General features: G+C 66.7%; 22 protein-coding genes and 1 pseudogene. 15 read left to right on the forward strand and 8 right to left on the reverse strand.

Annotated features, from left to right (window positions below):
- The first annotated feature begins 130 nt into the window (after window positions 1-130).
- On the forward strand, window positions 131-448 hold the full coding sequence (locus tag KRX52_RS14230) for a YqfO family protein (RefSeq protein ID WP_217682374.1): 318 nt from the start codon (window positions 131-133) through the stop codon (window positions 446-448).
- Window positions 449-530: 82 nt separating this feature from the next.
- On the opposite strand, the gene KRX52_RS14235 is transcribed toward KRX52_RS14230, so the two are convergent.
- Window positions 531-1,034 (reverse strand): L,D-transpeptidase family protein, encoded by a 504-nt coding sequence (locus KRX52_RS14235; protein WP_217682375.1) that lies wholly within the window; start codon window positions 1,032-1,034, stop codon window positions 531-533.
- A gap of 239 nt (window positions 1,035-1,273) precedes the next feature.
- Here KRX52_RS14235 and KRX52_RS14240 point away from each other — a divergent pair, with 239 nt between their 5' ends.
- The 4 genes from KRX52_RS14240 to purT are packed head-to-tail and all read left to right on the forward strand — an operon-like array spanning window position 1,274 to window position 3,839.
- Complete coding sequence (locus KRX52_RS14240) at window positions 1,274-1,876, forward strand: CoA pyrophosphatase (protein ID WP_217682376.1); 603 nt, start codon at window positions 1,274-1,276, stop codon at window positions 1,874-1,876.
- Between the two features lie 20 nt (window positions 1,877-1,896).
- On the forward strand, window positions 1,897-2,421 hold the full coding sequence (locus tag KRX52_RS14245) for a gamma carbonic anhydrase family protein (RefSeq protein ID WP_217682377.1): 525 nt from the start codon (window positions 1,897-1,899) through the stop codon (window positions 2,419-2,421).
- Window positions 2,421-2,645 carry a DUF1289 domain-containing protein gene (locus KRX52_RS14250; protein ID WP_217682378.1) on the forward strand — a complete coding sequence of 75 codons (225 nt, stop codon included), beginning with the start codon at window positions 2,421-2,423 and terminating at the stop codon, window positions 2,643-2,645. The genes KRX52_RS14245 and KRX52_RS14250 overlap by 1 nt, the downstream gene beginning before the upstream one ends.
- Window positions 2,646-2,657: 12 nt before the next feature.
- Window positions 2,658-3,839 (forward strand): formate-dependent phosphoribosylglycinamide formyltransferase, encoded by a 1,182-nt coding sequence (gene purT / locus KRX52_RS14255; protein ID WP_217682379.1) that lies wholly within the window; start codon window positions 2,658-2,660, stop codon window positions 3,837-3,839.
- A 72-nt stretch (window positions 3,840-3,911) separates the two neighbouring features.
- Here the strand turns inward: purT and KRX52_RS14260 are convergent.
- Window positions 3,912-4,697 (reverse strand): annotated as a pseudogene (locus KRX52_RS14260) (transporter associated domain-containing protein); the annotation flags it as partial.
- A gap of 92 nt (window positions 4,698-4,789) precedes the next feature.
- On the reverse strand, window positions 4,790-5,587 hold the full coding sequence (locus tag KRX52_RS14265) for a cytochrome C assembly family protein (protein WP_217682380.1): 798 nt from the start codon (window positions 5,585-5,587) through the stop codon (window positions 4,790-4,792).
- Window positions 5,588-5,729: 142 nt separating this feature from the next.
- Between KRX52_RS14265 and ffh the strand changes: the two genes are divergently transcribed.
- The 10 genes from ffh to KRX52_RS14315 all read left to right on the forward strand — a co-directional run bounded on the left by ffh (window position 5,730) and on the right by KRX52_RS14315 (window position 15,948).
- Window positions 5,730-7,106: a signal recognition particle protein gene (ffh, locus tag KRX52_RS14270; protein WP_217682381.1), complete on the forward strand. Its 1,377-nt coding sequence runs from the start codon at window positions 5,730-5,732 to the stop codon at window positions 7,104-7,106.
- Window positions 7,107-7,327: 221 nt separating this feature from the next.
- Window positions 7,328-7,573: a 30S ribosomal protein S16 gene (rpsP, locus tag KRX52_RS14275; RefSeq protein ID WP_217682382.1), complete on the forward strand. Its 246-nt coding sequence runs from the start codon at window positions 7,328-7,330 to the stop codon at window positions 7,571-7,573.
- A 10-nt stretch (window positions 7,574-7,583) separates the two neighbouring features.
- Window positions 7,584-8,120 carry a ribosome maturation factor RimM gene (rimM, locus tag KRX52_RS14280; protein ID WP_217682438.1) on the forward strand — a complete coding sequence of 179 codons (537 nt, stop codon included), beginning with the start codon at window positions 7,584-7,586 and terminating at the stop codon, window positions 8,118-8,120.
- A 3-nt stretch (window positions 8,121-8,123) separates the two neighbouring features.
- The gene (gene trmD, locus KRX52_RS14285) at window positions 8,124-8,867 is read left to right on the forward strand and encodes a tRNA (guanosine(37)-N1)-methyltransferase TrmD (protein ID WP_217682383.1); all 744 of its coding nucleotides are present in this window, start codon (window positions 8,124-8,126) and stop codon (window positions 8,865-8,867) included.
- A 42-nt stretch (window positions 8,868-8,909) separates the two neighbouring features.
- A complete protein-coding gene (gene rplS / locus KRX52_RS14290; RefSeq protein WP_217682384.1) occupies window positions 8,910-9,266 on the forward strand; it encodes a 50S ribosomal protein L19 in 357 nt (118 codons plus the stop codon).
- Between the two features lie 161 nt (window positions 9,267-9,427).
- Entirely contained in the window at window positions 9,428-10,324 is an 897-nt protein-coding gene (gene xerD / locus KRX52_RS14295; RefSeq protein WP_217682385.1) for a site-specific tyrosine recombinase XerD, read from the forward strand.
- Window positions 10,325-10,419: 95 nt separating this feature from the next.
- Window positions 10,420-11,160 carry a thioredoxin fold domain-containing protein gene (locus tag KRX52_RS14300; protein WP_217682386.1) on the forward strand — a complete coding sequence of 247 codons (741 nt, stop codon included), beginning with the start codon at window positions 10,420-10,422 and terminating at the stop codon, window positions 11,158-11,160.
- Window positions 11,161-11,269: 109 nt separating this feature from the next.
- A complete protein-coding gene (locus tag KRX52_RS14305; RefSeq protein WP_217682387.1) occupies window positions 11,270-12,574 on the forward strand; it encodes a homoserine dehydrogenase in 1,305 nt (434 codons plus the stop codon).
- A gap of 73 nt (window positions 12,575-12,647) precedes the next feature.
- On the forward strand, window positions 12,648-14,057 hold the full coding sequence (gene thrC / locus KRX52_RS14310; RefSeq protein ID WP_217682388.1) for a threonine synthase: 1,410 nt from the start codon (window positions 12,648-12,650) through the stop codon (window positions 14,055-14,057).
- A gap of 412 nt (window positions 14,058-14,469) precedes the next feature.
- A complete protein-coding gene (locus KRX52_RS14315; RefSeq protein WP_217682389.1) occupies window positions 14,470-15,948 on the forward strand; it encodes a DNA recombination protein RmuC in 1,479 nt (492 codons plus the stop codon).
- 114 nt (window positions 15,949-16,062) lie between these two features.
- Here KRX52_RS14315 and KRX52_RS14320 read toward each other — a convergent pair whose 3' ends face one another.
- From KRX52_RS14320 to ubiG, 5 genes are all read right to left on the reverse strand, one after another.
- Complete coding sequence (locus KRX52_RS14320; protein WP_217682390.1) at window positions 16,063-17,319, reverse strand: MgtC/SapB family protein; 1,257 nt, start codon at window positions 17,317-17,319, stop codon at window positions 16,063-16,065.
- Window positions 17,320-17,403: 84 nt separating this feature from the next.
- Entirely contained in the window at window positions 17,404-20,886 is a 3,483-nt protein-coding gene (locus KRX52_RS14325; RefSeq protein WP_217682391.1) for a hybrid sensor histidine kinase/response regulator, read from the reverse strand.
- A gap of 220 nt (window positions 20,887-21,106) precedes the next feature.
- The gene (locus KRX52_RS14330; RefSeq protein ID WP_217682392.1) at window positions 21,107-21,847 is read right to left on the reverse strand and encodes a YciK family oxidoreductase; all 741 of its coding nucleotides are present in this window, start codon (window positions 21,845-21,847) and stop codon (window positions 21,107-21,109) included.
- A 206-nt stretch (window positions 21,848-22,053) separates the two neighbouring features.
- The gene (mupP, locus tag KRX52_RS14335; RefSeq protein ID WP_217682393.1) at window positions 22,054-22,725 is read right to left on the reverse strand and encodes an N-acetylmuramic acid 6-phosphate phosphatase MupP; all 672 of its coding nucleotides are present in this window, start codon (window positions 22,723-22,725) and stop codon (window positions 22,054-22,056) included.
- Window positions 22,726-22,730: 5 nt separating this feature from the next.
- Window positions 22,731-23,429, reverse strand: a complete 699-nt coding sequence (gene ubiG, locus KRX52_RS14340; RefSeq protein ID WP_217682394.1) for a bifunctional 2-polyprenyl-6-hydroxyphenol methylase/3-demethylubiquinol 3-O-methyltransferase UbiG — start codon at window positions 23,427-23,429, stop codon at window positions 22,731-22,733.
- Between the last annotated feature and the right edge of the window lie 162 nt (window positions 23,430-23,591).

Consider the following 23,591-nt stretch of genomic DNA (forward strand, 5'->3'; position numbering starts at 1 on the left):
TCTGAGGATGGATTACGTTTTTGTGCTGTCAGGGACGAAGCACCCGGTCCTGAGTGGCCGAATTATCACCCAGTATCCTCTGTGGCCAAGTGCCACTGCCGCCGCAACTCTCTTCGCCCCGGAGTTCTTGATGTACAAGCTGTGTTTCTTCGTTCCCGAGTCCCATCTGGAAACGGTCAAGACCGCGATCTTCGCTACCGGTGCCGGTCGTATCGGCAGTTACGACAGCTGCTGCTGGCAGACCCTCGGGCAGGGGCAGTTCCATCCGCTGCCGGGCAGTCAGCCCTACGAGGGGGCTCAGGGTGAGCTGGCGCAGGTGGCCGAGTGGAAGGTCGAGATGGTGGTGGCCGACGAGTTGATCCATGCGGCGGTCAAGGCGCTCAAGCAGCAGCACCCCTACGAGACGCCGGCTTTCGACGTCTGGCGCCTGTCGGACATGGTGTTCTAGGCTCGGACCTCTCGACGAGGTGCAACAAAAAAGGCGCCGCATCCCTGGATGTGGCGCCTTTTTTGTTTGATCGCCTGCAGCGTCAGGGACGGATCTCGATCAGCGTCCCGTCCTTGACCAGGCTCCACACCTCGCGAATGTCGTGGTTGCGCATGGCGATGCAGCCTTCGGTCCAGTCGAGGGTGTGGAAATACCACTCGGGATATTCCGCGTCCAGCGGCGTGCCGTGGATCATGATCATGTCGCCGGCCGGAAGACCCTTCTGCCGGGCGTGGTGCAGATCCTGCTGGTTGGGGTAGGAGATGTGCATGGACAGGTTGTATTTGTCGCTGGTCTTGCGCCAGTCGATCCAGTAGAAGCCTTCCGGGGTGCGCTTGTCGCCCTGGTAGCGTTTCGGGCCGTTGGGCTGCTTGCCCAGCGAGACCCGGTAGCTCTTGAGGATTTCGCCGCGGCTGAGCAGGAGCAGCTTGCGTTCGGACTTGACCACCAGCACCTTGTCGATTGCCGGGCTGTCGAGGCCTGGCGTGCTCATGGCATTAGCCAGGGTGGCGAACAGAAAACAGCAGAAGACAATCGACCAGCGCATGACAGGCATTCCAATGCGAACCAGGGTGGCCGTCAGCCCGGCGGCCGGTTGTTCATGCAGGGCGCTGCTGGGGCTGATCAGCGCACTGTTACGCCGTCCTCGTGCCGGCATTTCGCAGTCAATTCTAGGGGAGCGTCACGAGGAGGGAAAGCGGGATATGCCGGTTGCCGGGCGGAGGGCTTGGGCGCATCCGGGCTTTCATGCCATGATTCGGGACGAACAGACGACGAGATTGCCCCATGCTGGACGAACTGCGCCAACGCGTGCAGGCCCACAGCCCCGAATCCCTGCCCAGCGATCGCAACTTCCCCGAAGCGGCGGTGCTGATGCCGATCACCCGCAGCGAAGATCCGCAGCTGGTGCTGACCCTGCGCGCCAGCGGCTTGTCCACCCACGGCGGCGAGGTGGCCTTCCCTGGCGGGCGGCGCGATCCCGAGGACGAGTCGCTGGTATTCACTGCCCTGCGCGAGGCGTACGAGGAGGTGGGGCTGGCGCCCGGTCTGGTCGAGGTGGTCGGTCCGCTCAGTACACAGATCTCGCGGCACGGCATCAAGGTCACCCCCTACGTCGGCTTCATCCCCGACTATGTCGAATTCAAGGCCAACGACGACGAGATTGCTGCGGTATTCTCGGTGCCGCTGAAGTTCTTCCGCGATGACCCGCGCGAGATTACCCACCGCATCGACTACCTCGGCTACAGCTGGTACGTGCCCAGCTACCGCTACGGCGGCTTCAAGATCTGGGGCCTGACTGCGATGATGGTGGTCGAGCTGGTCAACCTGATCTACGACGCCGGCATCGAGCTGCGCGAGCCGCCGCCCCATTACAGCCACTATCGTTGAGCGAGCCGAGGAGCCTGCCGATGAAATACCAACTGGGCGATGCCCATGTCGAAGCCCATCCCGACAGCTGGATTGCTGCCACGGCCAGCGTGATCGGCAAGGTGCGTCTGGAGGCTGGCGCGAGTGTCTGGTTCGGTGCCGTGCTGCGCGGCGACAACGAGCTGATCCACGTCGGCGAGAACAGCAACGTACAGGACGGCAGTGTGCTGCACACCGACATGGGCTGGCCGTTGACCATTGGCAAGGGCGTCACCATCGGCCACAAGGTCACGCTGCATGGCTGCACGGTTGGCGATCACAGCCTGGTCGGTATCGGCGCGGTGGTGCTCAATGGCGCGAAGATCGGCCGGCACTGCCTGATCGGCGCCGGTGCGCTGATCCCCGAAGGCAAGGAAATTCCCGACGGCAGCCTGGTGATGGGCGTGCCGGGCAAGGTGGTGCGTCAGCTCAGCGAGGAGCAGATGCGCGGCCTGGAAAACAACGCCGCCCACTATGTGGACAATGCCCGTCGCTATGCCCGCGAACTGGTCGAGCAGGCCGACTGATGGTCGAACTGCAGCCGCCAGCGCAGGAAAAACCGGTTGCCTCGCCCTGCGTGTATGTCTGCGCGCTGGACGATGACGATATCTGCGTCGGCTGCCAGCGCAGCGGCGAGGAAATCACCCGCTGGGGGCGGATGGACAACGCCGAGCGCCGCGCCGTGCTCGCGCGCTGTTATGAGCGTGCCCTGGCGGCTGGACAGTTTCTGGTAAAACCCAACCCCCTCTGAAGGAAGCATTCCGTGACCATGATCGGAACCCCGCTGTCGCCGAGCGCGACCCGTGTGCTCCTGTGCGGCTCTGGCGAGCTGGGCAAGGAAGTCGCCATCGAGCTGCAACGCCTGGGCTGCGAGGTGATCGCCGTCGACCGCTACGCCAACGCGCCGGCCATGCAGGTGGCGCATCGCAGCCACGTGATCAGCATGCTCGACGGCGCCGCGCTGCGTGCGGTGATCGAGCAGGAGCAGCCCCACTACATCGTTCCCGAGATCGAGGCGATCGCCACCGACACCCTGGTCGAACTGGAGGCCGAGGGCTTCACCGTGGTGCCGACCGCGCGCGCCGCCCGGCTGACCATGAACCGCGAGGGCATCCGCCGCCTGGCGGCCGAGGAGCTGGGCCTGCCGACCTCGCCATACCGCTTCGCCGACTCCTTCGCGGACTACGCCGCGGCCGTGGCCGAGCTGGGCTTCCCCTGCGTGGTCAAGCCGATCATGAGCTCCTCCGGCAAGGGCCAGAGCCTGCTGCGCGGCGAAGCCGACGTGCAGAAGGCCTGGGACTATGCCCAGGAAGGCGGCCGTGCCGGCAAGGGGCGGGTGATCGTCGAGGGCTTCATCGACTTCGACTACGAAATCACCCTGCTCACCGTGCGCCATGCCGGCGGCACCACCTTCTGTGCGCCAGTCGGTCATCGCCAGGAGAAGGGCGACTACCAGGAGTCCTGGCAGCCGCAGGCGATGAGCCCGAAGGCGCTGGCCGAATCCGAGCGTATTGCCCATGCGGTGACCGAGTCCCTTGGCGGACGCGGCCTGTTCGGCGTCGAGCTGTTCATCAAGGGCGAGCAGGTGTGGTTCAGCGAAGTGTCGCCGCGCCCGCATGATACTGGCCTGGTGACCCTGATTTCCCAGGATCTGTCCGAGTTCGCCCTGCATGCGCGGGCCATCCTCGGCCTGCCGATCCCGGCGATCCGCCAGTTCGGCCCGTCGGCCTCGGCGGTGATCCTGGTCGAAGGCGAGTCGCAGCAAGTGCGTTTCGGCAACCTGGGGGCGGCGCTGGCCGAGGCGGATACGGCACTGCGCCTGTTCGGCAAGCCTGAGGTCAGCGGCCAGCGGCGCATGGGTGTGGCGCTGGCGCGCGACGCGTCGATCGAGGCTGCGCGGACCAAGGCGCTGCGTGCGGCGCAGGCGGTGACGATCGAGCTGTAAGGCTGATCCGTCCGTAAAAAAGGGCCGGCCCTCGCGAGAGGTCCGGCCCTTTTCGCTGAAGCGGGCAGGGTGTCAGGCGGCCGGCCCCGGCTGGCGCTGGCCGTGCTGCCAGATGCGTACCTGGGTCACCCGGTTTTCCGCGGACTGCAGGATCTCCAGGTGGTACGCGCCGATCTTCAGGCACACGCTGCTGTCGGGAAGGTTTTCCAGGGCTTCGGTGACCAGGCCGTTGATGGTCCGGGGGCCGTCGCAGGGCAGGCGCCAGCTCAGCTCGCGGTTGACCTCGCGGATGTGGGCGCTGCCGTCGACCACGTAGCTGCCATCGTCCTGCGGGTGGATTTCTGGCTCGTGCACCCCGGGTTGGGTGGTGAATTCGCCGACGATTTCCTCGAGGATGTCCTCCAAGGTCACCAGGCCGATGACCTCGCCGTACTCGTCGACCACCATGCCCATGCGGCGCTTGTGCTTCTGGAAGTTGATCAGCTGGGTCGACAGCGGCGTGTTTTCCGGCACGAAATAGGGGGTCACGCAGGCGCTGCGCAGCAGTTCGTGGCTCGGTCGGCTGCTGGTCAGCAGGCGGGCGATGCGGCGCATGTGCACCACGCCCTCGATCTGGTTGAGGTCGTGGCGGTAGACTGGCAGGCGGGTGTGGGTGGTGTTGCGCAGCTGGGCGGTGATCTGCTCGAGGTCGTCCTCCAGGTCGATGCCGACCACCTCGTTGCGCGGGATCATGATGTCGTTGACCGTGACCCGGTCCAGTTCGAGAATGCCCGCCAGCATGGCCTGGCGGCTGCGTGGCTGGCCGGGTGCGGACTCGTGCACGGCGTCGCGCAGTTCTTCGTGATCGGTCGTCTCGGCGACGGGAAGCGGCAGCGGGCGCAGCAGTTGCCAGAGCCTGCGCAGCAGGCGGGGCAGGAAACCACTATGGTCATCGCCCACGGTGTCTACCTTCAGATATGCAGGATGAATTCGCGGACCAGCTTGCTGCCGAAGTAGGCCAGCATCAGCAGCAGGAAGCCGGCCAGGGTCCAGCGGATCGCTTTGCCGCCACGCCAGCCGAGCTGGTGGCGGCCCCACAGCAGCACGCCGAACACCACCCAGGCCACGCAGGCGAGCAGGGTCTTGTGCACCAGGTGTTGGGCGAACAGGTCGTCGAGGAACAGCCAGCCGGACAGCAGCGACAGCGACAGCAGCGACCAGCCGCCCCACAGGAAGCCGAACAGCAGGCTTTCCATGGTCTGCAGCGGCGGGAAGTTGCGGATGATGCCGGACGGGTGCTTGTTCTTCAGTTGGCGGTTCTGCAGAAGCAGCAGCAGGGCCTGGACCACCGCGATGGTGAGCAGACCGTAGGCCAGGATCGACAGCAGGATGTGGGCGAGGATGCCCGGCTCCTCGACGATTGGCTGGGTTGTGCCGCCCGGCAGCAGGGCGAGCAGGGTGGTCAGGCTGCCCAGTGGGAACAGCAGCACTAGCAGGTTTTCCACCGGGATGCGCAGGCTGGCCAGCAGGGTCAGGGTGATCACTGCGGCGGCCAGCAGGCTGGCGGCATTGAAGAAGTCGAGCTGCAGGGCGCCGTTGTTCAGCAGCAGCAGGCGCAGCCCGAAGGCGTGGGCCAGCAGGGCCAGCACGCCAAGGAGGCCGAGCAGGCGCTTGTCAGGCGTCGCACGACGGGACAGCAGCAGTGCCTGATAGAGTGCAGCGCCGGCATACAGGCCGGCCGCCGCCAGGCTGGGCAGCAAAGGCGTCATAAGTCCTTGTGGAAGAAGCCTCGGAGTTGCCGAGTTTGGCACAGAACCGACTATCCACGAAAGTCTGCGGGCGGTGTCGGCGGCGGCCGGTCTCGGCTATAATCCGCCGCCTGCCGCAAGCTCCATCTTCCAAGGAACGTGCATGTTCGAGAATTTGACCGACCGCCTCTCGCAGACGCTGCGCAATGTCACCGGGCGCGCCAAGCTGACCGAGGACAATATCAAGGACACCCTGCGCGAGGTGCGCATGGCCCTGCTCGAGGCCGATGTCGCCCTGCCGGTGGTCAAGGACTTCGTCAACAAGGTCAAGGATCGCGCGGTTGGCACCGAGGTGTCGAAGAGCCTGACACCGGGACAGGCATTCGTGAAGATCGTCCGTGCCGAGCTGGAAGAGCTGATGGGCGCGGCCAACGAGGACCTGAACCTCGCCGCTACGCCGCCGGCGGTGATCCTGATGGCCGGCCTGCAGGGCGCGGGCAAGACCACCACCGTCGGCAAGCTGGCGCGCTTCCTCAAGGAGCGCAAGAAGAAGTCGGTGCTGGTGGTGTCGGCCGACGTCTACCGCCCGGCGGCGATCAAGCAGCTGGAAACCCTGGCCAATGAAGTGGGGGTCACCTTCTTCCCCTCCGACCTGAGCCAGAAGCCGGTGGACATCGCCCGCGCGGCCATCGCCGAGGGCAAGCTGAAGTTCATTGACGTGGTGATCGTCGACACCGCCGGCCGTCTGCACATCGACGCCGAGATGATGGAGGAGATCAAGCAGGTCCACGCGGCGATCAACCCGGTGGAGACCCTGTTCGTGGTCGACGCCATGACCGGCCAGGATGCCGCCAACACCGCCAAGGCCTTCAACGAAGCCCTGCCGCTGACCGGCGTGGTGCTGACCAAGGTCGACGGCGATGCCCGTGGCGGTGCGGCGCTGTCGGTGCGCGCCATCACCGGCAAGCCGATCAAGTTCCTCGGCATGGGCGAGAAGAGCGAAGCGCTCGATCCGTTCCATCCCGATCGCGTGGCCTCGCGCATCCTCGGCATGGGTGACGTGCTCAGCCTGATCGAGCAGGCCGAGCAGACCATGGACCGCGAGAAGGCGGAGAAGCTCACCAAGAAGCTGAAGAAGGGCAAGGGCTTCGATCTCGAGGACTTCCGCGACCAGCTGCAGCAGATGAAGAACATGGGCGGCCTCGGCAGCCTGATGGACAAGCTGCCGATGCTCGGCGGCATGAATCTCGGTCAGATGGGCAATGCCCAGAACGTGGCGGAGAAGCAGTTCAAGCAGATGGAGGCGATCATCAACTCGATGACCCCCCTCGAGCGCCGCGACCCCGAGCTGATCAGTGGCTCGCGCAAGCGCCGCATCGCCCTGGGTTCCGGTACCCAGGTGCAGGATGTCGGTCGCCTGATCAAGCAGCACAAGCAGATGCAGAAGATGATGAAGAAGGTCACCGCCAAGGGCGGCATGGCCAAGATGATGCGTGGCATGAGCGGCCTGCTGCCCGGCGGCGGCATGCCGAAAATGTAAGAATCGGGCGGCGACGCTGGTCGTCGCCGCCGATCATCGCGGGCCGCTCCGGCGGTACGCGACAAACAGAGGATGACTCCGTCTTCCAGTGCCCGCCTTGGTGGGCGCTGGAAAAGGGCTTTGCAAATCCCCGGATAATCCTTAGAATGTGCGGCCTTTCGGGCCGTGCGCCCTAGTGTGCATGCAGTGTTTGCAAGCAACGACTACAGGAACGAAGTTCAATGGTAACCATCCGTCTTGCTCGTGGCGGCTCCAAAAAGCGCCCTTTCTATCACCTGACCGTGACCAACAGCCGCTCCGCCCGTGAAGGTCGCTTCATCGAGCGTATTGGCTTCTTCAATCCGGTTGCTACCGGTGCCGAAGTACGTCTGTCCGTGAACGCCGAACGCGCCCAGTACTGGCTGAGCCAGGGTGCCCAGGCTTCCGAGCGCGCTGCCCAGTTGCTCAAGGAAGCGGCGAAAGCCTGAGACCTTGATGATGCAACATTCGCCGGCACCCGCTGAGGATCTGGTCGTCCTCGGCAAAATCGTTTCGGTGTTCGGCATCCGCGGTGAAGTGAAGGTGTATTCCTACACCGACCCGTTGGAGAACCTGCTGGACTACCGTCATTGGACGCTCAAGCGCGATGGTGAAGTCCGCCAGGTCGAACTGGTCAGTGGCCGCCTGCATGGCAAGGTGCTGACTGTCCGGATCAAGGGACTCGACGATCGCGAAGAGGCCCTGAACCATGTTGGGTTTCTCATCCTTGTGCCGCGCAGCCAGCTGCCGGCTCTGCAGGATGACGAGATCTATTGGTATCAGCTGGAAGGCCTGCGGGTCATCAACCAGGACGGGCAGTTGCTCGGTCGGGTCGATCACTTGCTGGAAACCGGCGCCAATGACGTATTGGTGGTGAAGCCCTGCGCGGGTAGTCTGGATGATCGTGAGCGCCTGTTGCCCTATACCGGGCAATGCGTGCAGCAGGTCGATCTGGCTGCCGGCGAGATGCGGGTGGACTGGGATGCGGATTTCTAACCCATGCGGGTAGACGTTCTCAGCCTGTTTCCCGAGATGTTCGGCGCCATCAGCGAATACGGCATTACCAGTCGCGCGGTGAAGCAGGGTCTCCTGCAACTGCACTGCTGGAATCCGCGGGACTACACCGAGGACCGCCACCAGACGGTGGACGATCGGCCCTTCGGCGGTGGCCCCGGCATGGTGATGAAGATCAAGCCGCTGGAGCTGGCCCTGGCATCTGCCAAGACAGCCGCAGGCGGTGCGGCCAAGGTGATCTACCTGTCGCCGCAAGGACGTCGTCTTGACCAGGCGGCGGTTCGCGAACTGGCGACCGAGGAGCGTTTGATCCTCATTGCCGGGCGTTACGAAGGCATCGACGAACGTTTCATCGAGACGCACGTGGATGAGGAATGGTCGATCGGCGATTATGTCTTGTCCGGCGGTGAGCTGCCGGCCATGGTGCTGATCGATGCGGTTACGCGGTTGCTGCCCGGAGCGTTGGGGCATGCAGATTCCGCCGAGGAGGACTCGTTTACCGATGGCCTGCTCGATTGCCCGCACTACACCCGACCCGAGGTGTGCGAGGGCAGAAGTGTTCCGCCGGTGCTGCTCAGCGGCAACCACGAACACATCCGGCGCTGGCGTTTGCAGCAGTCCCTGGGACGTACCTGGGAACGACGTGCCGATCTTCTGGATAGTCGCTCGCTTTCTGGAGAAGAGAAGAAGCTGCTGGAGGAATACATCCGCCAGCGGGACGATAGATAACGTATCGATGGCAAGTCCCACGACTTGTCTTTGGAGCACAGCATGAGCAACAAGAACCTGATCATTCAGCAGATCGAAGCTGAGCAGATGACCAAAGCGATCCCGGCCTTCGCCCCTGGCGACACCGTGATCGTGCAAGTGAAAGTGAAGGAAGGCGACCGCGAGCGTCTGCAGGCCTTCGAAGGCGTGGTTATCGCCAAGCGTAGCCGCGGCCTGAACAGCGCTTTCACCGTGCGCAAGATCTCCAACGGCTTCGGCGTTGAGCGTACCTTCCAGACCTACAGCCCGCTGGTCGACAGCATCAACGTCAAGCGTCGCGGTGACGTGCGCAAGGCCAAGCTGTACTACCTCCGCGCGCTGTCCGGTCGTGCTGCACGCATCAAGGAGAAGCTGGTCTAAGACCCGCTTTCCTGCTGGAAAAAGCAGCCTTCGGGCTGCTTTTTTTGTGCCCGCGATTCGTCCTGCACCGGCTGGCGCGCAGCCAGCGGGCTTCCCGGCGGCTGGCCGTGTGCGCCGTGCTCGTGCCAGACTGCGCGCTCCCTTGCCGTGGCGATTTTCCCATGCCTGCTCCCGACCATCCGCTGATCGACCGCTTCCTCGAGTCCCTGTGGCTGGAGAAGGGGCTTGCGCGGCATACCCGTTCCGCCTACGGCAGCGACTTGGCGCTTTTCCAGGGTTGGCTGGTGGAGCGCGGCTTCGATCTGTTGCGCGTTGATCGCGAGCTGATTCGCGAGCATCTCGGCTGGCGTCTGGACAACGGCTATCACGCCCGCTCCACGGCGCGGTTGCTGTCCTGCCTGCGCGGTTTCTACCATTTCTGCACCTTCGAGGGGCTGCTTGCCGAGGACCCGACCCTGCTGGTCTCGCTGCCGCGCCAGGCGCGGGCGGTGCCGAGCTCGCTGAGCGAGGCGGAGGTCGTGGCGCTGCTGGCGGCGCCGGAGGTGAGCGAGGCGCTCGGCCTGCGTGATCGCGCGATGCTTGAGGTGCTCTACGCCTGCGGCCTGCGGGTCAGCGAACTGGTGGCGCTGACCCTCGAGCAGGTCAATCTGCGCCAGGGCGTGGTGCGGGTGTTCGGCAAGGGCGCGCGCGAGCGTCTGGTACCGCTCGGCGAGGAGGCCGTCGACTGGCTGCTGCGCTACCTGCGCGAGGCGCGCGGCGAGCTGCTGATCGGGCGGCCTAGCGACGTGCTGTTTCCCAGTCTGCGCGGCGAGCAGATGACCCGGCAGACCTTCTGGCACCGCATCAAGCTGCATGCGCGCACGGCGGGCATCGACAAGCCGCTGTCGCCGCACACCCTGCGCCATGCCTTCGCCACCCATCTGCTCAATCACGGCGCCGACCTGCGCGTGGTGCAGATGCTGCTGGGTCACCGCGATCTGTCGACCACGCAGATCTACACTCATGTGGCCCGGGCGCGCCTGCAGGCCTTGCATGCCGAGCATCATCCGCGCGGCTGATCGTCGGCCTGTGTACCCGCTCCGCAGTCGCGGCGGGCGGGTATGTTAGGCTTTATCAATAGTTCAAGCCGCTTCCTCGCGCTCAAGGAGTTTCCATGCGTCTGTTCCGTTTTCTCGCTGCCGCCACGCTCGGGCTGGCCAGTTCCATCGCCCTGGCTGCCGAGCCCGATCAGGCCATCCGCCAGACCCTGAAGTCGCTGCAGCCCGACCTGCCGATCGAGGCCATCAGCGAAAGCCCTATGCCCGGCCTGTACCAGGTCCAGCTCAAGGGTGGGCGCCTGCTCTACACTAGTGCCGACGCCCAGTTCGTCCTGCAAGGCTTCCTGTTCCAGGTCAAGGACGGCAAGACCGTCAACCTCACCGAGCAGGCCGAGAGCAAGGGGGTGGCCAAGCAGATCAACGCCATCCCGCCGGCCGAGATGGTGGTGTTCCCCGCGGACGAGAAGGCGGCGCAGAAGACCCACATCACCGTGTTCACCGACACCGACTGCGGCTACTGCCAGAAGCTGCACAGCGAAGTGGCCGAGCTCAACCGCCGCGGCGTCGAAGTGCGCTACGTCGCTTTCCCGCGCCAGGGCATCGCCAGCCATGGCTACAACACCCTGGTCAGCGTGTGGTGCGCGAAGGACCGTCGCGCGGCGATGAGCCTGGCCAAGGCGCGCAAGGACGTGCCTGAAGCCAAGTGTGACAACCCGGTGGCCAAGCAGTACCAGCTCGGCCAGATGATCGGCGTGCAGGGCACTCCGGCCATCGTGCTGGCCAACGGCCGGATGATCCCCGGCTACCAGCCGGCCCCGCAGCTGGCCGAGGCAGCACTGGCGGCCGCGGCGAAGTGAGTGACGGGTTGCTGCTGATTGACTAACAATCAAGCGCTTCGTAATGTGCGGATCTTTTCATCGGCCGGCATCGCCGGCCGTACTGCGTCGTAATGATGGGGAAACTAGAGTGAAACCGGTGAAAGTAGGTATCTGTGGGTTGGGAACCGTCGGTGGCGGCACCTTCAATGTGCTCAAGCGCAATGCCGAGGAGATTGCCCGCCGTGCCGGGCGCGGCATCGAAGTGGCGCAGATTGCCGCGCGTGACGCCAACCCGCAATGCGATACCACCGGTACCCCCATCACCGGTGACGTGTTCGAGCTGGTCAGCAACCCGGAAATCGACATCGTCATCGAGCTGATCGGCGGCTACACCGTGGCCCGCGAGCTGGTGCTCAAGGCCATCGACAACGGCAAGCACGTGATCACCGCCAACAAGGCGCTGATTGCCGTGCACGGCAACGAGATCTTCGCCAAGGCCCGCGAGAAAGGCGTCATCGTCGCCTTCGAAGCTGCGGTGGCCGGCGGCATCCCGGTGATCAAGGCGATCCGCGAAGGTCTGGCCGGCAACCGCATCAACTGGCTGGCCGGCATCATCAACGGCACCGGCAACTTCATCCTCACCGAGATGCGCGAGAAGGGCCGCACCTTCGACGACGTGCTCAAGGAAGCCCAGGCGCTGGGCTACGCCGAGGCCGATCCGACCTTCGACGTCGAGGGCATCGATGCCGCGCACAAGCTGACCATCCTCGCCTCGATCGCCTTCGGCATCCCGCTGCAGTTCGACAAGGCCTACACCGAAGGTATCACGGCGCTGACCACCGCCGACGTCAACTACGCCGAGGCGCTGGGCTACCGCATCAAGCACCTGGGTGTGGCCCGGCGCACCGAGGCCGGCATCGAACTGCGCGTGCACCCGACGCTGATCCCGGCCGACCGCCTGATCGCCAACGTCAACGGCGTGATGAACGCGGTGATGGTCAACGGCGACGCCGTGGGCAGCACCCTGTTCTACGGCGCCGGTGCCGGCATGGAGCCGACCGCCTCGGCGGTGGTGGCCGACGTGGTCGACGTGGTCCGCGCGCTGACCACCGATCCGGAGAACCGCGTACCGCACCTGGCGTTCCAGCCGGACGCGCTGTCCGACCACCCGATCCTGCCGATCGAGGCCTGCGAGAGCGCCTACTATCTGCGCATCCAGGCCAAGGACCATCCGGGCGTGCTGGCCCAGGTGGCGACCATCCTCTCCGCGCGCGGCATCAACATCGAGTCGATCATGCAGAAGGAAGCCGAGGAGCACGACGGCCTGGTGCCGATGATCCTGGTCACCCACCGCGTGCGCGAGGCGCAGATCAACGACGCCATCGCTGCTCTGGAAGCTCTGGAAGGCGTGGCCGGCCAGGTCGTGCGTATCCGCGTCGAACAACTCAATTAATCCAGGCGGCCAGCTGCGCGCAGCGTCGTCCGACCTGCCTGCCGCTGGCCGCTCAGACCGAAGGTTTGCCCCCATGCGCTATATCAGTACCCGCGGCCAGGCGCCGGCCCTCAACTTCGAAGACGTGCTGCTCGCCGGCCTGGCCAGCGACGGCGGCCTCTACGTGCCGGAAAACCTGCCGCGCTTCACCGTCGAGGAGATTGCTTCCTGGGCCGGCCTGCCGTACCACGAGCTGGCCTTCCGGGTGATGCGCCCGTTCGTAGCCGGCAGCATCGCCGACGCCGACTTCAAGCGCATCCTGGAAGAAACCTACGGAGTGTTCGCCCACCAGGCGGTGGCGCCGCTGACTCAGCTAGGCGCCAACGAGTGGGTGCTCGAGCTGTTCCAGGGTCCGACCCTGGCGTTCAAGGACTTCGCCCTGCAGCTGCTCGGCCGTCTGCTCGATCATGTGCTGGCCAAGCGCAACGAGCGCGTGGTGATCATGGGCGCCACCTCCGGCGACACCGGCTCGGCCGCCATCGAGGGCTGCAAGGCCTGCGACAACGTCGACATCTTCATCATGCACCCGCACAACCGCGTGTCCGAGGTACAGCGCCGGCAGATGACCACCATCCTCGGCGAGAACATCCACAACATCGCCATCGAAGGCAACTTCGACGACTGCCAGGAGATGGTCAAGGCCAGCTTCGCCGACCAGGGCTTCCTCAAGGGCACCCGGTTGGTGGCGGTCAACTCGATCAACTGGGCGCGGATCATGGCCCAGATCGTCTACTACTTCCACGCCGCCCTGCAGCTCGGCGCGCCGCACCGTTCGGTGGCCTTCTCGGTGCCGACCGGCAACTTCGGCGACATCTTCGCCGGCTACCTGGCGCGCAACATGGGCCTGCCGATCAACCAGCTGATCGTCGCCACCAACCGCAACGACATCCTGCACCGCTTCATGTCCGGCAACCGCTACGACAAGGACACCCTGCACGCGTCGCTGTCGCCGTCGATGGACATCATGGTCTCCTCCAACTTCGAGCGCCTGCTGTTCGACCTGCACGGCCGCAACGGCCTGGCCGTCAGCGCGCTGATGGACGAGTTCAAGGCCACCGGCAAGCTGTCGGTCGCGGACGACCGCTGGACCGAGGCGCGCCGCCTGTTCGACTCGCTGGCGGTGGACGACGAGGGCACCTGCGCGACCATCGCCGAGGTGCATGCGCAGACCGGCTACCTGCTCGACCCGCACACCGCGATCGGCGTCAAGGCCGCCCGCGAGTGCCGCCGCAGCCTGGCGCTGCCGATGGTGGTGCTGGGTACCGCGCATCCGGTCAAATTCCCGGAAGCGGTGGAGAAGGCCGGCATCGCGGCCGTACCGCAGCTGCCGCCGCACCTGGCCGACCTGTTCCAGCGCGAGGAGCGCTGCACCGTGCTGGCCAACGACCTGAAAACCGTGCAGGACTTCGTCAGCCAGCACGGCAACCGCGGCAAGCCGCTGTAAGGCGCTGATCGCGAGTTGTCCACAGAGGGCCGGTTGCGCAAGCAACCGGCCCTCTTGTTTTTCCACAGGAGAACACTGCCCGCAGTCGGGGCCGGTGGGTCCTGGCTGGGGCAGGGTTGCGAAGTTGTGCACAAAATCTGCGTGCCATTGGCCGCATTGCCGTTCGCCGGCCCTGCATCGTCAGCCGCTTGGCCCTAATAACTAATTCGTTGAAATACAAGCAGAAAAAAATCTGAGCAAAAAGTAACCAGATTGTCTGCAGGCCATGCATTGCAGGGGGCGGGGCGATCTGTCCGGAATTTGTCCACCCAGTTATCCACAGTAATTGTGGATTGAACGCGGCAGGCGGCCTGCCGCCTGGCCGTCCCGGCGGCCCGGTATACTCGCCGCTATTGCGTTCAGGAGCACCACCATGTCTTTCGAGTTGTCCAGTCTGTTGCTGGGTCTTGTCGTCGCTGCGCTGCCGGCGGCCGCCCTGCTCTGGCAGCTGCAGCAGCAACGCAGCCTGGCCCAGCAGCAGCTGGGCCAGCTGGCAGAGCGTTTGAGCGCCAGCGAAAAGGCGCGCGAGGAGCTGGCTGTGCAGCTCGGCCAGGCGCGCAGCGAGACGCAGGGCCAGCAGCGCCTGCTGTTGACCCTGCAGGGGGAGACTGCGGGCTTGCGCCGCGAGACCCAGCTGCTGACCGTCGAGCGTCAGCGGGCCGCCGAGGCGGCGCAGCAGTGGCAACAGGAGCGCCAGCAGCGCGAGGAGGAGCTGCGCGACCTGGCCGCCGAGCGGGCGGCGCTGGCGGCGGCCCTGCGCGAGCAGCAGCAGGGCCATCGCCAGCGCCTGGAAGAGGTGCAGGCGGCGCGCGACGAGCTGCGCGCGCAGTTCGCCGAGTTGGCCGGGAAGATCTTCGACGAGCGCGAGCAGCGCTTTGCCGAGAGCAGCCAGCAGCGCCTCGGCCAGCTGCTCGACCCGCTGCGCGAGCGCATCCACAGCTTCGAGCAGCGCGTCGAGCAGAGTTATCAACAGGAGGCGCGCGAGCGCTTCTCGCTGGGCAAGGAGCTGGAGCGCCTGCAGCAGCTCAACCAGCGTCTCGGCGACGAGGCGACCAACCTGACCCGCGCGCTCAAGGGACAGAAGACCCAGGGCAACTGGGGCGAGCTGGTGCTCGAGCGGGTGCTCGAGCACGCCGGGCTGGAGAAGGGCCGCGAGTACGACACCCAGGTCAGCCTGCGCGGCGCCGGCGGCGAACGCTTCCAGCCCGACGTGCTGATCCGCCTGCCCGGCGAGCGCCAGGTGGTGGTGGATGCCAAGGTCAGCCTGACCGCCTACCAGCAGTACGTCGGCGCCGAGGACGAAGGCAGCCGCCAGCAGGCCCTCAAGCAGCACGTGCAGTCGCTGCGCAGCCACCTCAAGGGGCTCTCCGGCAAGGATTACCAGCGCCTCGAGGGGCTGCACAGCCTGGACTTCGTCCTGCTGTTCGTGCCGCTGGAAGGCGCCTTCGCGACCGCCCTGCAGGCCGAGCCGGGGCTGTTCGAGGAGTCCTTCGGGCAGAACATCGTGATCGTCAGCCCGACCACCCTGCTGGCCACCCTGCGGGTGATCGACAGCTTGTGGCGCCAGGAGCGGCAGAACCTCAATGCCCGCGAGATCGCCGAGCGCGCCGGTGCGCTGTACGACAAGTTCGTGCTGTTCGTGCAGGACCTCGACGAGATCGGCAACCGCCTGCAGCAGCTGGACAAGGCCTACGCCAATGCGCGCAACAAGCTCGTCGCCGGCCGCGGCGACCTGATCTCGCGCAGCGAACAGCTCAAGCTGCTCGGCGCGCGCGCCAGCAAGAGCCTGCCGGCCGACTGGCTGGAACGCTCGGCGAGCCTGCCGCTGGCGCTGGACGAGGATCCGGCCTGAGCGGCAGCGGTGGATAACCCTGCATCCACCCTATGGAGCACGATGGTGCGTGTGGCGCACCCCACGGTTCCGCTGTGCGCTCGCTGGAGGGAGTGCCGCGCGTACCGGCAGTGCTCAGAGCAGCAGCAGCGCCAGGCCCAGGCCGAGACCGCCGGCCATCACCGGCACGGTCAGCAGGGCCAGGCGCGGGCCGCCGACGATGGCGATCAGCACGCCCTTGATCAGGCTGTTGCTGATGACCGCCAGGGCGATGCCGCGCACGGCCACCTGGGCATCCAGCTCGTGCAGGGCGCTGCGCGACAGTGACAGGGTGATGGCATCGACGTCGGTCAGCCCCGACAGGATGGCTACCAGGTACACGCCGACAGCGCCCAGCTCGCGGCGGCCGACCTCGACCAGCAGCAGGATTACCGCCAGCAGCACGGCAAAGCGCAGCGCCGGACCGAGCTCAAAGGGGTTCTTCAGCGGCGGCTCGGCGTTCGCCTTCTGCTCGCCGGTGGCGGCGCGGCGCCACCAGTACAACGCGCCGCCGGCGTACACCAGCGCGGCGGCGCCCAGCGGCCAGAGCAGTTCGGCCAGCAGACGCGGGTTGATCGCCGCCACCTCCAGCAGCACCCGCGGGAACATCAGCGCCGAGGTGGCCAGCAGGCCGGCGGCCAGCAGTGAGTGCAGCTCGCGCTGGCTGTGCAGTCGCGCGAGGGTCAGGGTCATGGCGGTGGAGGACACCATGCCGCCGAGCAGGGCGGTCAGCAGCAGGCCGTGACGGGTGCCGACCAGGCGCATGGCGACGTAGGCCGCGAAGCCCAGCCCGGCGATCAGCACCACCATCCACCAGGTGGCGTAGGGGTTGAACACCTGCCAGGGGCCGTAGCCCTGGTCGGGCAGCGCCGGCAGCAGCACCAGCGAGATGAACAGCAGCTTCAGCGCGCCGGACAGTTCGGCCGCGGTGAGGCGCTTGAGCGCGCTGTGCATCGGTTCCTTGAGGCTGAGCAACAGGGCCACCACCACCGCACAGCCGCCCGCCAGCAGGCGGCTGTGGGCCAGGGCCAGGCTGCCGAGGAGGAAGGTCAGCAGCAGGGCCATCTCGCTGGTCAGGCCGGGGTCGTCATCGTGCTTCTGGTCGATGAGGTAGGCGGTGGTCACCAGCACGGCCACCGCCAGCAGCAGGCCGAGCCAGGCCAGGGGGCCAAAATGGCCAGCGAGCAGCGTGCCGAGGCCGCCGAGCAGGCCGACCAGGCCGAAGGTGCGGATGCCTGCGGATAGGCGGGTATCGAGGATTTCGCGCGCGCTCCAGCCGCGCTCGGCACCGATCAGCAGGCCGATGGCCAAGGCGCTGGCCAGGTCCAGCCAAGTGTCGAGGTCGGGAGTCATGGGCAATCCTTTGGGCAGGCCGATACAGCCAGTCTAACAGGCCGTCGCCAGCCCCGGCCGCCGCGCGGGGCGGCCGGGACTCCCTCAGCGCAGATTCAGGTGGCGGCTGATCAGCGCGCGCAGGGCGGCCGGCTTGACCGGTTTGCTCAGGTAGTCGAGACCGCCGGCATGCACCTCGGCGATCAGCTCGGCACGCCCGTCGGCGCTGATCACCACGCCGGGCACCGGCTGGCCGAGGCGCGCGCGCAGCCAGCCCATCAGAGCCAGGCCGGTCTCGCCACCATCCAGGTGATAGTCAACGAGGACCAGTTCCGGCGTGCTGCCGCCGTCGAGCAGGGCGGCGCACTCCTCGCGGGTGCGCGCGGTCTGTACCTGGCAGCCCCAGCGGGTCAGCAGGCTGCGCATGCCGGTAAGGATGCTGTCCTCGTTGTCGATACACCAGACCTGGGCGCCGTTCATGACCTGTCCGGCGGTCGTCTGCAGGCGCTGGGGCGCTTGCAGGGCACGGCCGCAGGCCAGCGGCACGCGTACGCTGAACACGCTGCCCTTGCCCGGCCAGGAGCGCACCTCGAGCTTGTGCTCGAGCACCCGGCACAGGCCGTCGGCGATCGCCAGGCCGAGACCCAGGCCCTTTTCCGCGCGGGTCTGGTGGCTGTCGAGGCGCTTGAACTCCTCGAAGATCACCTCGAGCTTGTCCGCCGGAATGCCGGGGCCGCGGTCCCAGACTTCCAGGCGCAGGTGCTGGCCATCGCGGCGCATGCCCAGCAGTACCTTGCCCTTGGCGTAGCGGAAGGCATTGGTCAGGAAGTTCTGCAGCACCCGGCGCAGCAGCTTGATGTCGCTGTCGATGCTCAGCTTGCTGGCGCGGATGCGCAGGTCGATGCCCTGTTCCTGGGCGAGGGCGCGGAACTCCACGCCGAGGGCGTCGTACAGGGTGGACAGGGCGAAGGTGCTGCGCTCCGGGGTGAAGCGGCCGCCCTCCAGGCGCGAGATGTCCAGCAGGTCGGCGATCAGGTCCTCGGCCGAGCGCAGCGAGGAGTCCAGGTGGTGCACCAGCTCCTGCACCTCGACCGGCAACGCCTCCTGGTGGGCGAGGGCGGCGGAGAACAGCCGCGCGGCATTCAGCGGCTGCATCAGGTCGTGGCTGACCGCGGCGAGGAAACGGCTTTTCGACTGGTTGGCGCTTTCCGCGCGCGCCTTGGCCTCGGACAGCTGCTCGTTGAGTGCGGACAGTTCCTGGGTGCGTTCGGCAACGCGCTGCTCAAGGCTCTCGTTGGCCTCCTTGAGGGCGTCCTCGGCCTGGCGGTGGGCGGTGATGTCGGTGAACGACATGACGAAGCCGCCGCCGGGCATCGGGTTGCCGATCAGCTCGATCACCCGGCCATTGGGGAAGATGCGCTCGGAGGTGTGCGGAGTGCCCTGGCGCATCCAGTACAGGCGCTTGGCCACGTGGAGGTCCGGATCGCCCTTGCCGCACAGGCCGCGCTCGGCGTTGTAGCGGATGATGTCGGAGATCGGCCGGCCGACACTGATCAGTCCCTCGGGGTACTCGAACAGTTCGAGATAGCGGCGGTTCCAGGCCACCAGGCGCAGCGACTGGTCGGCCACGCTGATGCCCTGGGTGATGTTCTCAATCGCGCCCTGCAGCAGGGCACGGTTGAACTGCAGGACTTCCGAGGCCTCGTCGACGATGCGCACCACGTCCTCGACCTGCATGTCGCGGCCTTCGATGGTGGCCTTGACCACCGCGCGCGCCGAGGAGGCGCCGAGCACGCCGGCCAGCAGGCGCTCGGTGTGGGCAATCCACTCGCTGCTGGCGGTCTGGTTCGGACTGAAGCCCTGGCCCTGCCGGTAGGCGAAGCGGATGAAGCTCTGCCGCGCGCGCTCCTCGCCGACGAAGCGGCCGGCCAGGGTCAGCAGGTCCTGCACCTGCACCGCCAGCAACAGGCGCGGGCTGGGGCGGACCGAAGCCTCCTGGCCGACGAAGCGGCTGGCCTGCCAGTGCTCGGACACCCGGGTGCGCGACAGCCAGGACACCAGGGCGAACACCACGAAGTTGCCGGTCAGCGACAGCAGGGCGCCCTGGGTCAGCGCATCCATGGGCATGCCCAGCGGATTGCTGGCCAGCCAGCGCTGGCCGGGAAACAGGTCCGGCGACCAGCCCATGCCCGCGGCCACCAGGGGCAGCAGCAGGGTGTAGCACCACAGCAGCGCGCCGACCGCCAGGCCGGCGAACACGCCGCGGCTGTTGGCCTGGCGCCAGTACAGCGCCCCGAACATCGCCGGGCCGAGCTGGGTGATAGCGGCGAAGGCGATCTGGCCGATGCCGGCCAGGCTGATGTTCGGCCCCATCATCCGGTAGATCACGTAGGCCAGCAGCAGCAGGGCGATGATGGCGATGCGGCGCACCGACAGCAGCCAGTGGCGAAACTCCTCGAACGGCCGTTCGGCGCTATGCCGGCGCAGCAGCCAGGGAAGCAGCATGTCGTTGGAGATCATAGTCGACAGCGCCACGCTGGCGACGATGACCATGCCGGTGGCGGCCGAGGCGCCGCCGATGAAGGCCAGCAGGGCCAGCGCCGGGTGGGCTTCGGCCAGCGGCAGGCTGATCACGAAGGAGTCCGGCTCCACCCCGGCGGGCAGCAGCAGCTGGCCGGCCAGGGCGATGGGGATGACGAACAGAGCGGCCAGTGCGAGGTACAGCGGGAACACCCAGCGCGCCACGTTGAGGTCGCGCGGCTCAATGTTCTCCACCACGGTAACGTGGAACTGCCGCGGCAGGCAGATGATCGCCATCATCGCCACGCCGGTCTGCACCAGCATGGCCGGCCAGTCGACCGGTTGCTGCCAGTAGTCCTGCAGCTTCGGCGCCGCCTGCGCCCTGGCCAGCAGGTCGTCGAAGCCGTCGAACAGCCCCCAGGTGACGAACACGCCGACGGCGAGAAAGGCCAGCAGCTTGACCAGCGACTCGAAGGCCACCGCCATGACCATGCCGCGGTGATGCTCGGTGGCGTCCAGGTTGCGCGTGCCGAACAGGATGGTGAACAGGGCGAGGATCAGCGACACGATCAGCGCCGTGTCCTGGGCGCTGATGCCGTTGGCGTCGGCGCGGGCACCAGTTAGCAGGTTGACGCCGAGGACGATGCCCTTGAGCTGCAGGGCGATGTAGGGCAGCACGCCGACCAGGCAGATCAGCGCCACGACGATGGCCAGTGGCCGCGACTTGCCGTAGCGCGCGGAAATGAAGTCGGCGATCGAGGTGATGTTCTCCTGCTTGCTGATCAGGATCATCTTGGCCAGCATCTGCGGCATGATCAGCAGCAGCAGCAGCGGGCCGAGGTAGATCGGCAGGAACGCCCAGAGCTGGCCGGCCGCCTGGCCGACCGAGCCGAAGAAGGTCCAGCTGGAGCAGTACACCGCCAGCGACAGGCTGTAGACCCAGGCGCGCAGGCGCGGGCGTTGCGGACGGGGGCTGGTCTGGCGGCGGTCGCCATAGAAGGCGATGGCGAACAGGACGGCCATGTAGGAAAGGGCGACCGCGGTGATCAGCCCGCTGGACAGCGACATGAGAACTCCGGCATTTTAGAATCGGCAGAGTTTCGCACCAATGCGGGTCGTCGTCAGGTTCTTGCGACCAAGGTCGTGGGCGGCGGGCAAGCGCTCTGCCATGCGGGTTGCAGGCGTGCGGCCGGCGAGCGGGTGGAACGAGGGGACGGAAGGGCGCCGTTGCCGCGGGCGTCAGCGCTGCAGAGAGGGGCGGGCGTCGCGGCAGACGCCCGCCGCGGGGTCACTGGGCGTCGAAGGCCTGGCCGTTGACGCCGGTGCTGTCCGGGCCCATCAGATACAGGTAGACCGGCATGATCTCTTCCGGCGCCGGATTCTGCTGCGGATTCTCCCCCGGATAGGCCTGGGCGCGCATGCTGGTGCGGGTGGCGCCGGGGTTGACGCTGTTGGCGCGCACCGAGCTGATGCCGTCGACCTCGTCGGCGAGCACCTGCATGATGCCTTCGGTGGCGAACTTGGACACCGCGTAGGCGCCCCAGTAGGCGCGGCCTTTGCGGCCGACGCTGCTCGAGGTGAACACCACCGAGGCGTCGCTGGACAGCTTGAGCAGCGGCAGCAGCACGCTGGTGAGCATGAACACGGCGTTGACGTTGACCTGCATGACGCGCATGAAGTTGTCGCCGGAGAACTGCTCGATCGGCGTGCGCGGGCCGAGCAGCGCGGCATTGTGCAGCAGGCCGTCGAGGTGGCCGAACTCGCGCTCGATGGTGGCGGCGAGGTCGTCGTACTGATGCTGCTGGGCGGTTTCCAGATTGAACGGGAAGATCGCCGGCTGCGGCCCGCCGGCGGCTTCGATCTGGTCGTAGACCTCTTCCAGGTGCTCGATGGTCTTGCCCAGCAGGATCACCGTGGCGCCATGGGCGGCGAAGGTGCGCGCGGCGGCGGCACCGATGCCACGGCCGGCACCGGTGACCAGGATCACCCGATCCTTGAGCAGGTCGGGGCGGGCGGAATATTGGAACATGGGTAGAGCCTCGTTGAATCGAAATCGCGGAACCGGGGCCGGGCGCAGGCTGGGTTGGCCGCTTGCGGCGTAACCCGCCATCGCCACCGGCAGCTGCCGCCTGCGCAGCAAGGGTGGGTTACGCTGCGCCAACCCACCCTGCATTGGCGTCCGAGTGTGGCGCAGGGTCGGGGTGGCCGCCATGCGCCGGAAGTCTTAGAGCCGTCTCAGCAGCCGCACAGGGCGCGCTCGAGCACGTCACGCAGCTCGCGGGGATGATCGATCACCAGATCGGCGCCCCAGTGGCCGGGATTGTCGTCGGGGTGGATGTAGCCGTAGCGCACCGCCACCGTGCGCGTGCCGGCGGCACGGCCGGCCGCGATGTCGCGCTCGTCGTCGCCGACGTAGAGCACTTCGCGCGGATCCAGGCCGAGCTGCCGGCAGGCCAGCAGGAGCATCTCCGGGTCGGGCTTGCTGCGGCTAACGTGCTCGGGGCAGACCAGCACTGCCGCGCGTTCGGCCAGTTGCAGGTGCTGCATGATCGGCTCGGCATAGTGCAGCGGCTTGTTGGTCGCCACGCCCCAGCGCAGGCGGGCCTGCTCGAGATCGGCGAGCAGCTCGAGGATGCCGTCGAACGGCCGGGTCAGCACCGCGCAGTGTTGCTGGTAGCGGGCGAGGAACTCCTGGCGCAGGGGCTCGAACTCGGGATGCTCCGGCGTCAGGCCGAAGGTGCAGGCGACCATGGCCCGTGCGCCGCCCGAAACCTGGTCGCGGATCCGCTGCGGCTCCAGCGGCGGCAGTTCGCGAGCCGCGCGCATGGCCTGGCACACCGCGATGAAGTCAGGCGCGCTGTCGACCAGCGTGCCGTCCATGTCGAACAGAACCGCCCGTAGCCGCATGCCGCTCACTCCTCGCGCAGGGTCTGGATCATGTAGTTGACGTCGACGTCGCTACCCAGCTTGTAGGTCTTGCTCAGCGGGTTGTAGGTCAGGCCGACGATGTTCTTCACCTCGAGACCGCTGCCGCGGCACCAGGCGCCCAGTTCGGAGGGACGGATGAACTTCTTGAAGTCGTGGGTGCCGCGAGGCAGCATCTTCAGCAGGTACTCGGCGCCGACGATGGCCAGCAGGTAGGCCTTGGGATTGCGGTTGATGGTCGAGAAGAACACCTGGCCGCCGGGCTTGACCAGGCGCTGGCAGGCGGCGATCACCGAGGCCGGGTCGGGCACGTGCTCGAGCATCTCCAGGCAGGTGACCACGTCGAACTGGCCGGGCAGCTCCGCGGCCAGCGCCTCGGCGGTGCTCTGCCGGTAATCGACGCTGACCCCGGACTCCAGCTGGTGCAGGCGCGCCACGGCCAGCGGCGCTTCGCCCATGTCGATGGCGGTGACGGTCGCGCCGCGCAGGGCCATCGACTCGCTGAGGATGCCGCCGCCGCAGCCGACGTCGAGCACGCGCTTGCCGGCCAGGCCGACGCGCTCGTCGATCCAGTTGACCCGCAGCGGGTTGATCTCGTGCAGCGGCTTGAACTCGCTCTCGCGGTCCCACCAGCGATGGGCGAGAGCTTCGAATTTGGCGATTTCGGCGTGGTCGACGTTGCTCATGACGTGGTTCCGTTGGCAAGGCTGGAAGCTTCTAACCGCCTATCTTGCCAGTTTTCGGGCGGCTTGGGGGCGGGCGGCTTGTCGCTGGGGCCGGAGAAGGTCGGTGTCGCGGGATCGAAGACTCGCGCGGCGATCGGCTCCCGATGGCAGGGGCGCGCCAGC

The organism is Geopseudomonas aromaticivorans (assembly GCF_019097855.1).
In the GTDB taxonomy this organism is placed as follows: Bacteria; Pseudomonadota; Gammaproteobacteria; order Pseudomonadales; family Pseudomonadaceae; genus Geopseudomonas; species Geopseudomonas aromaticivorans.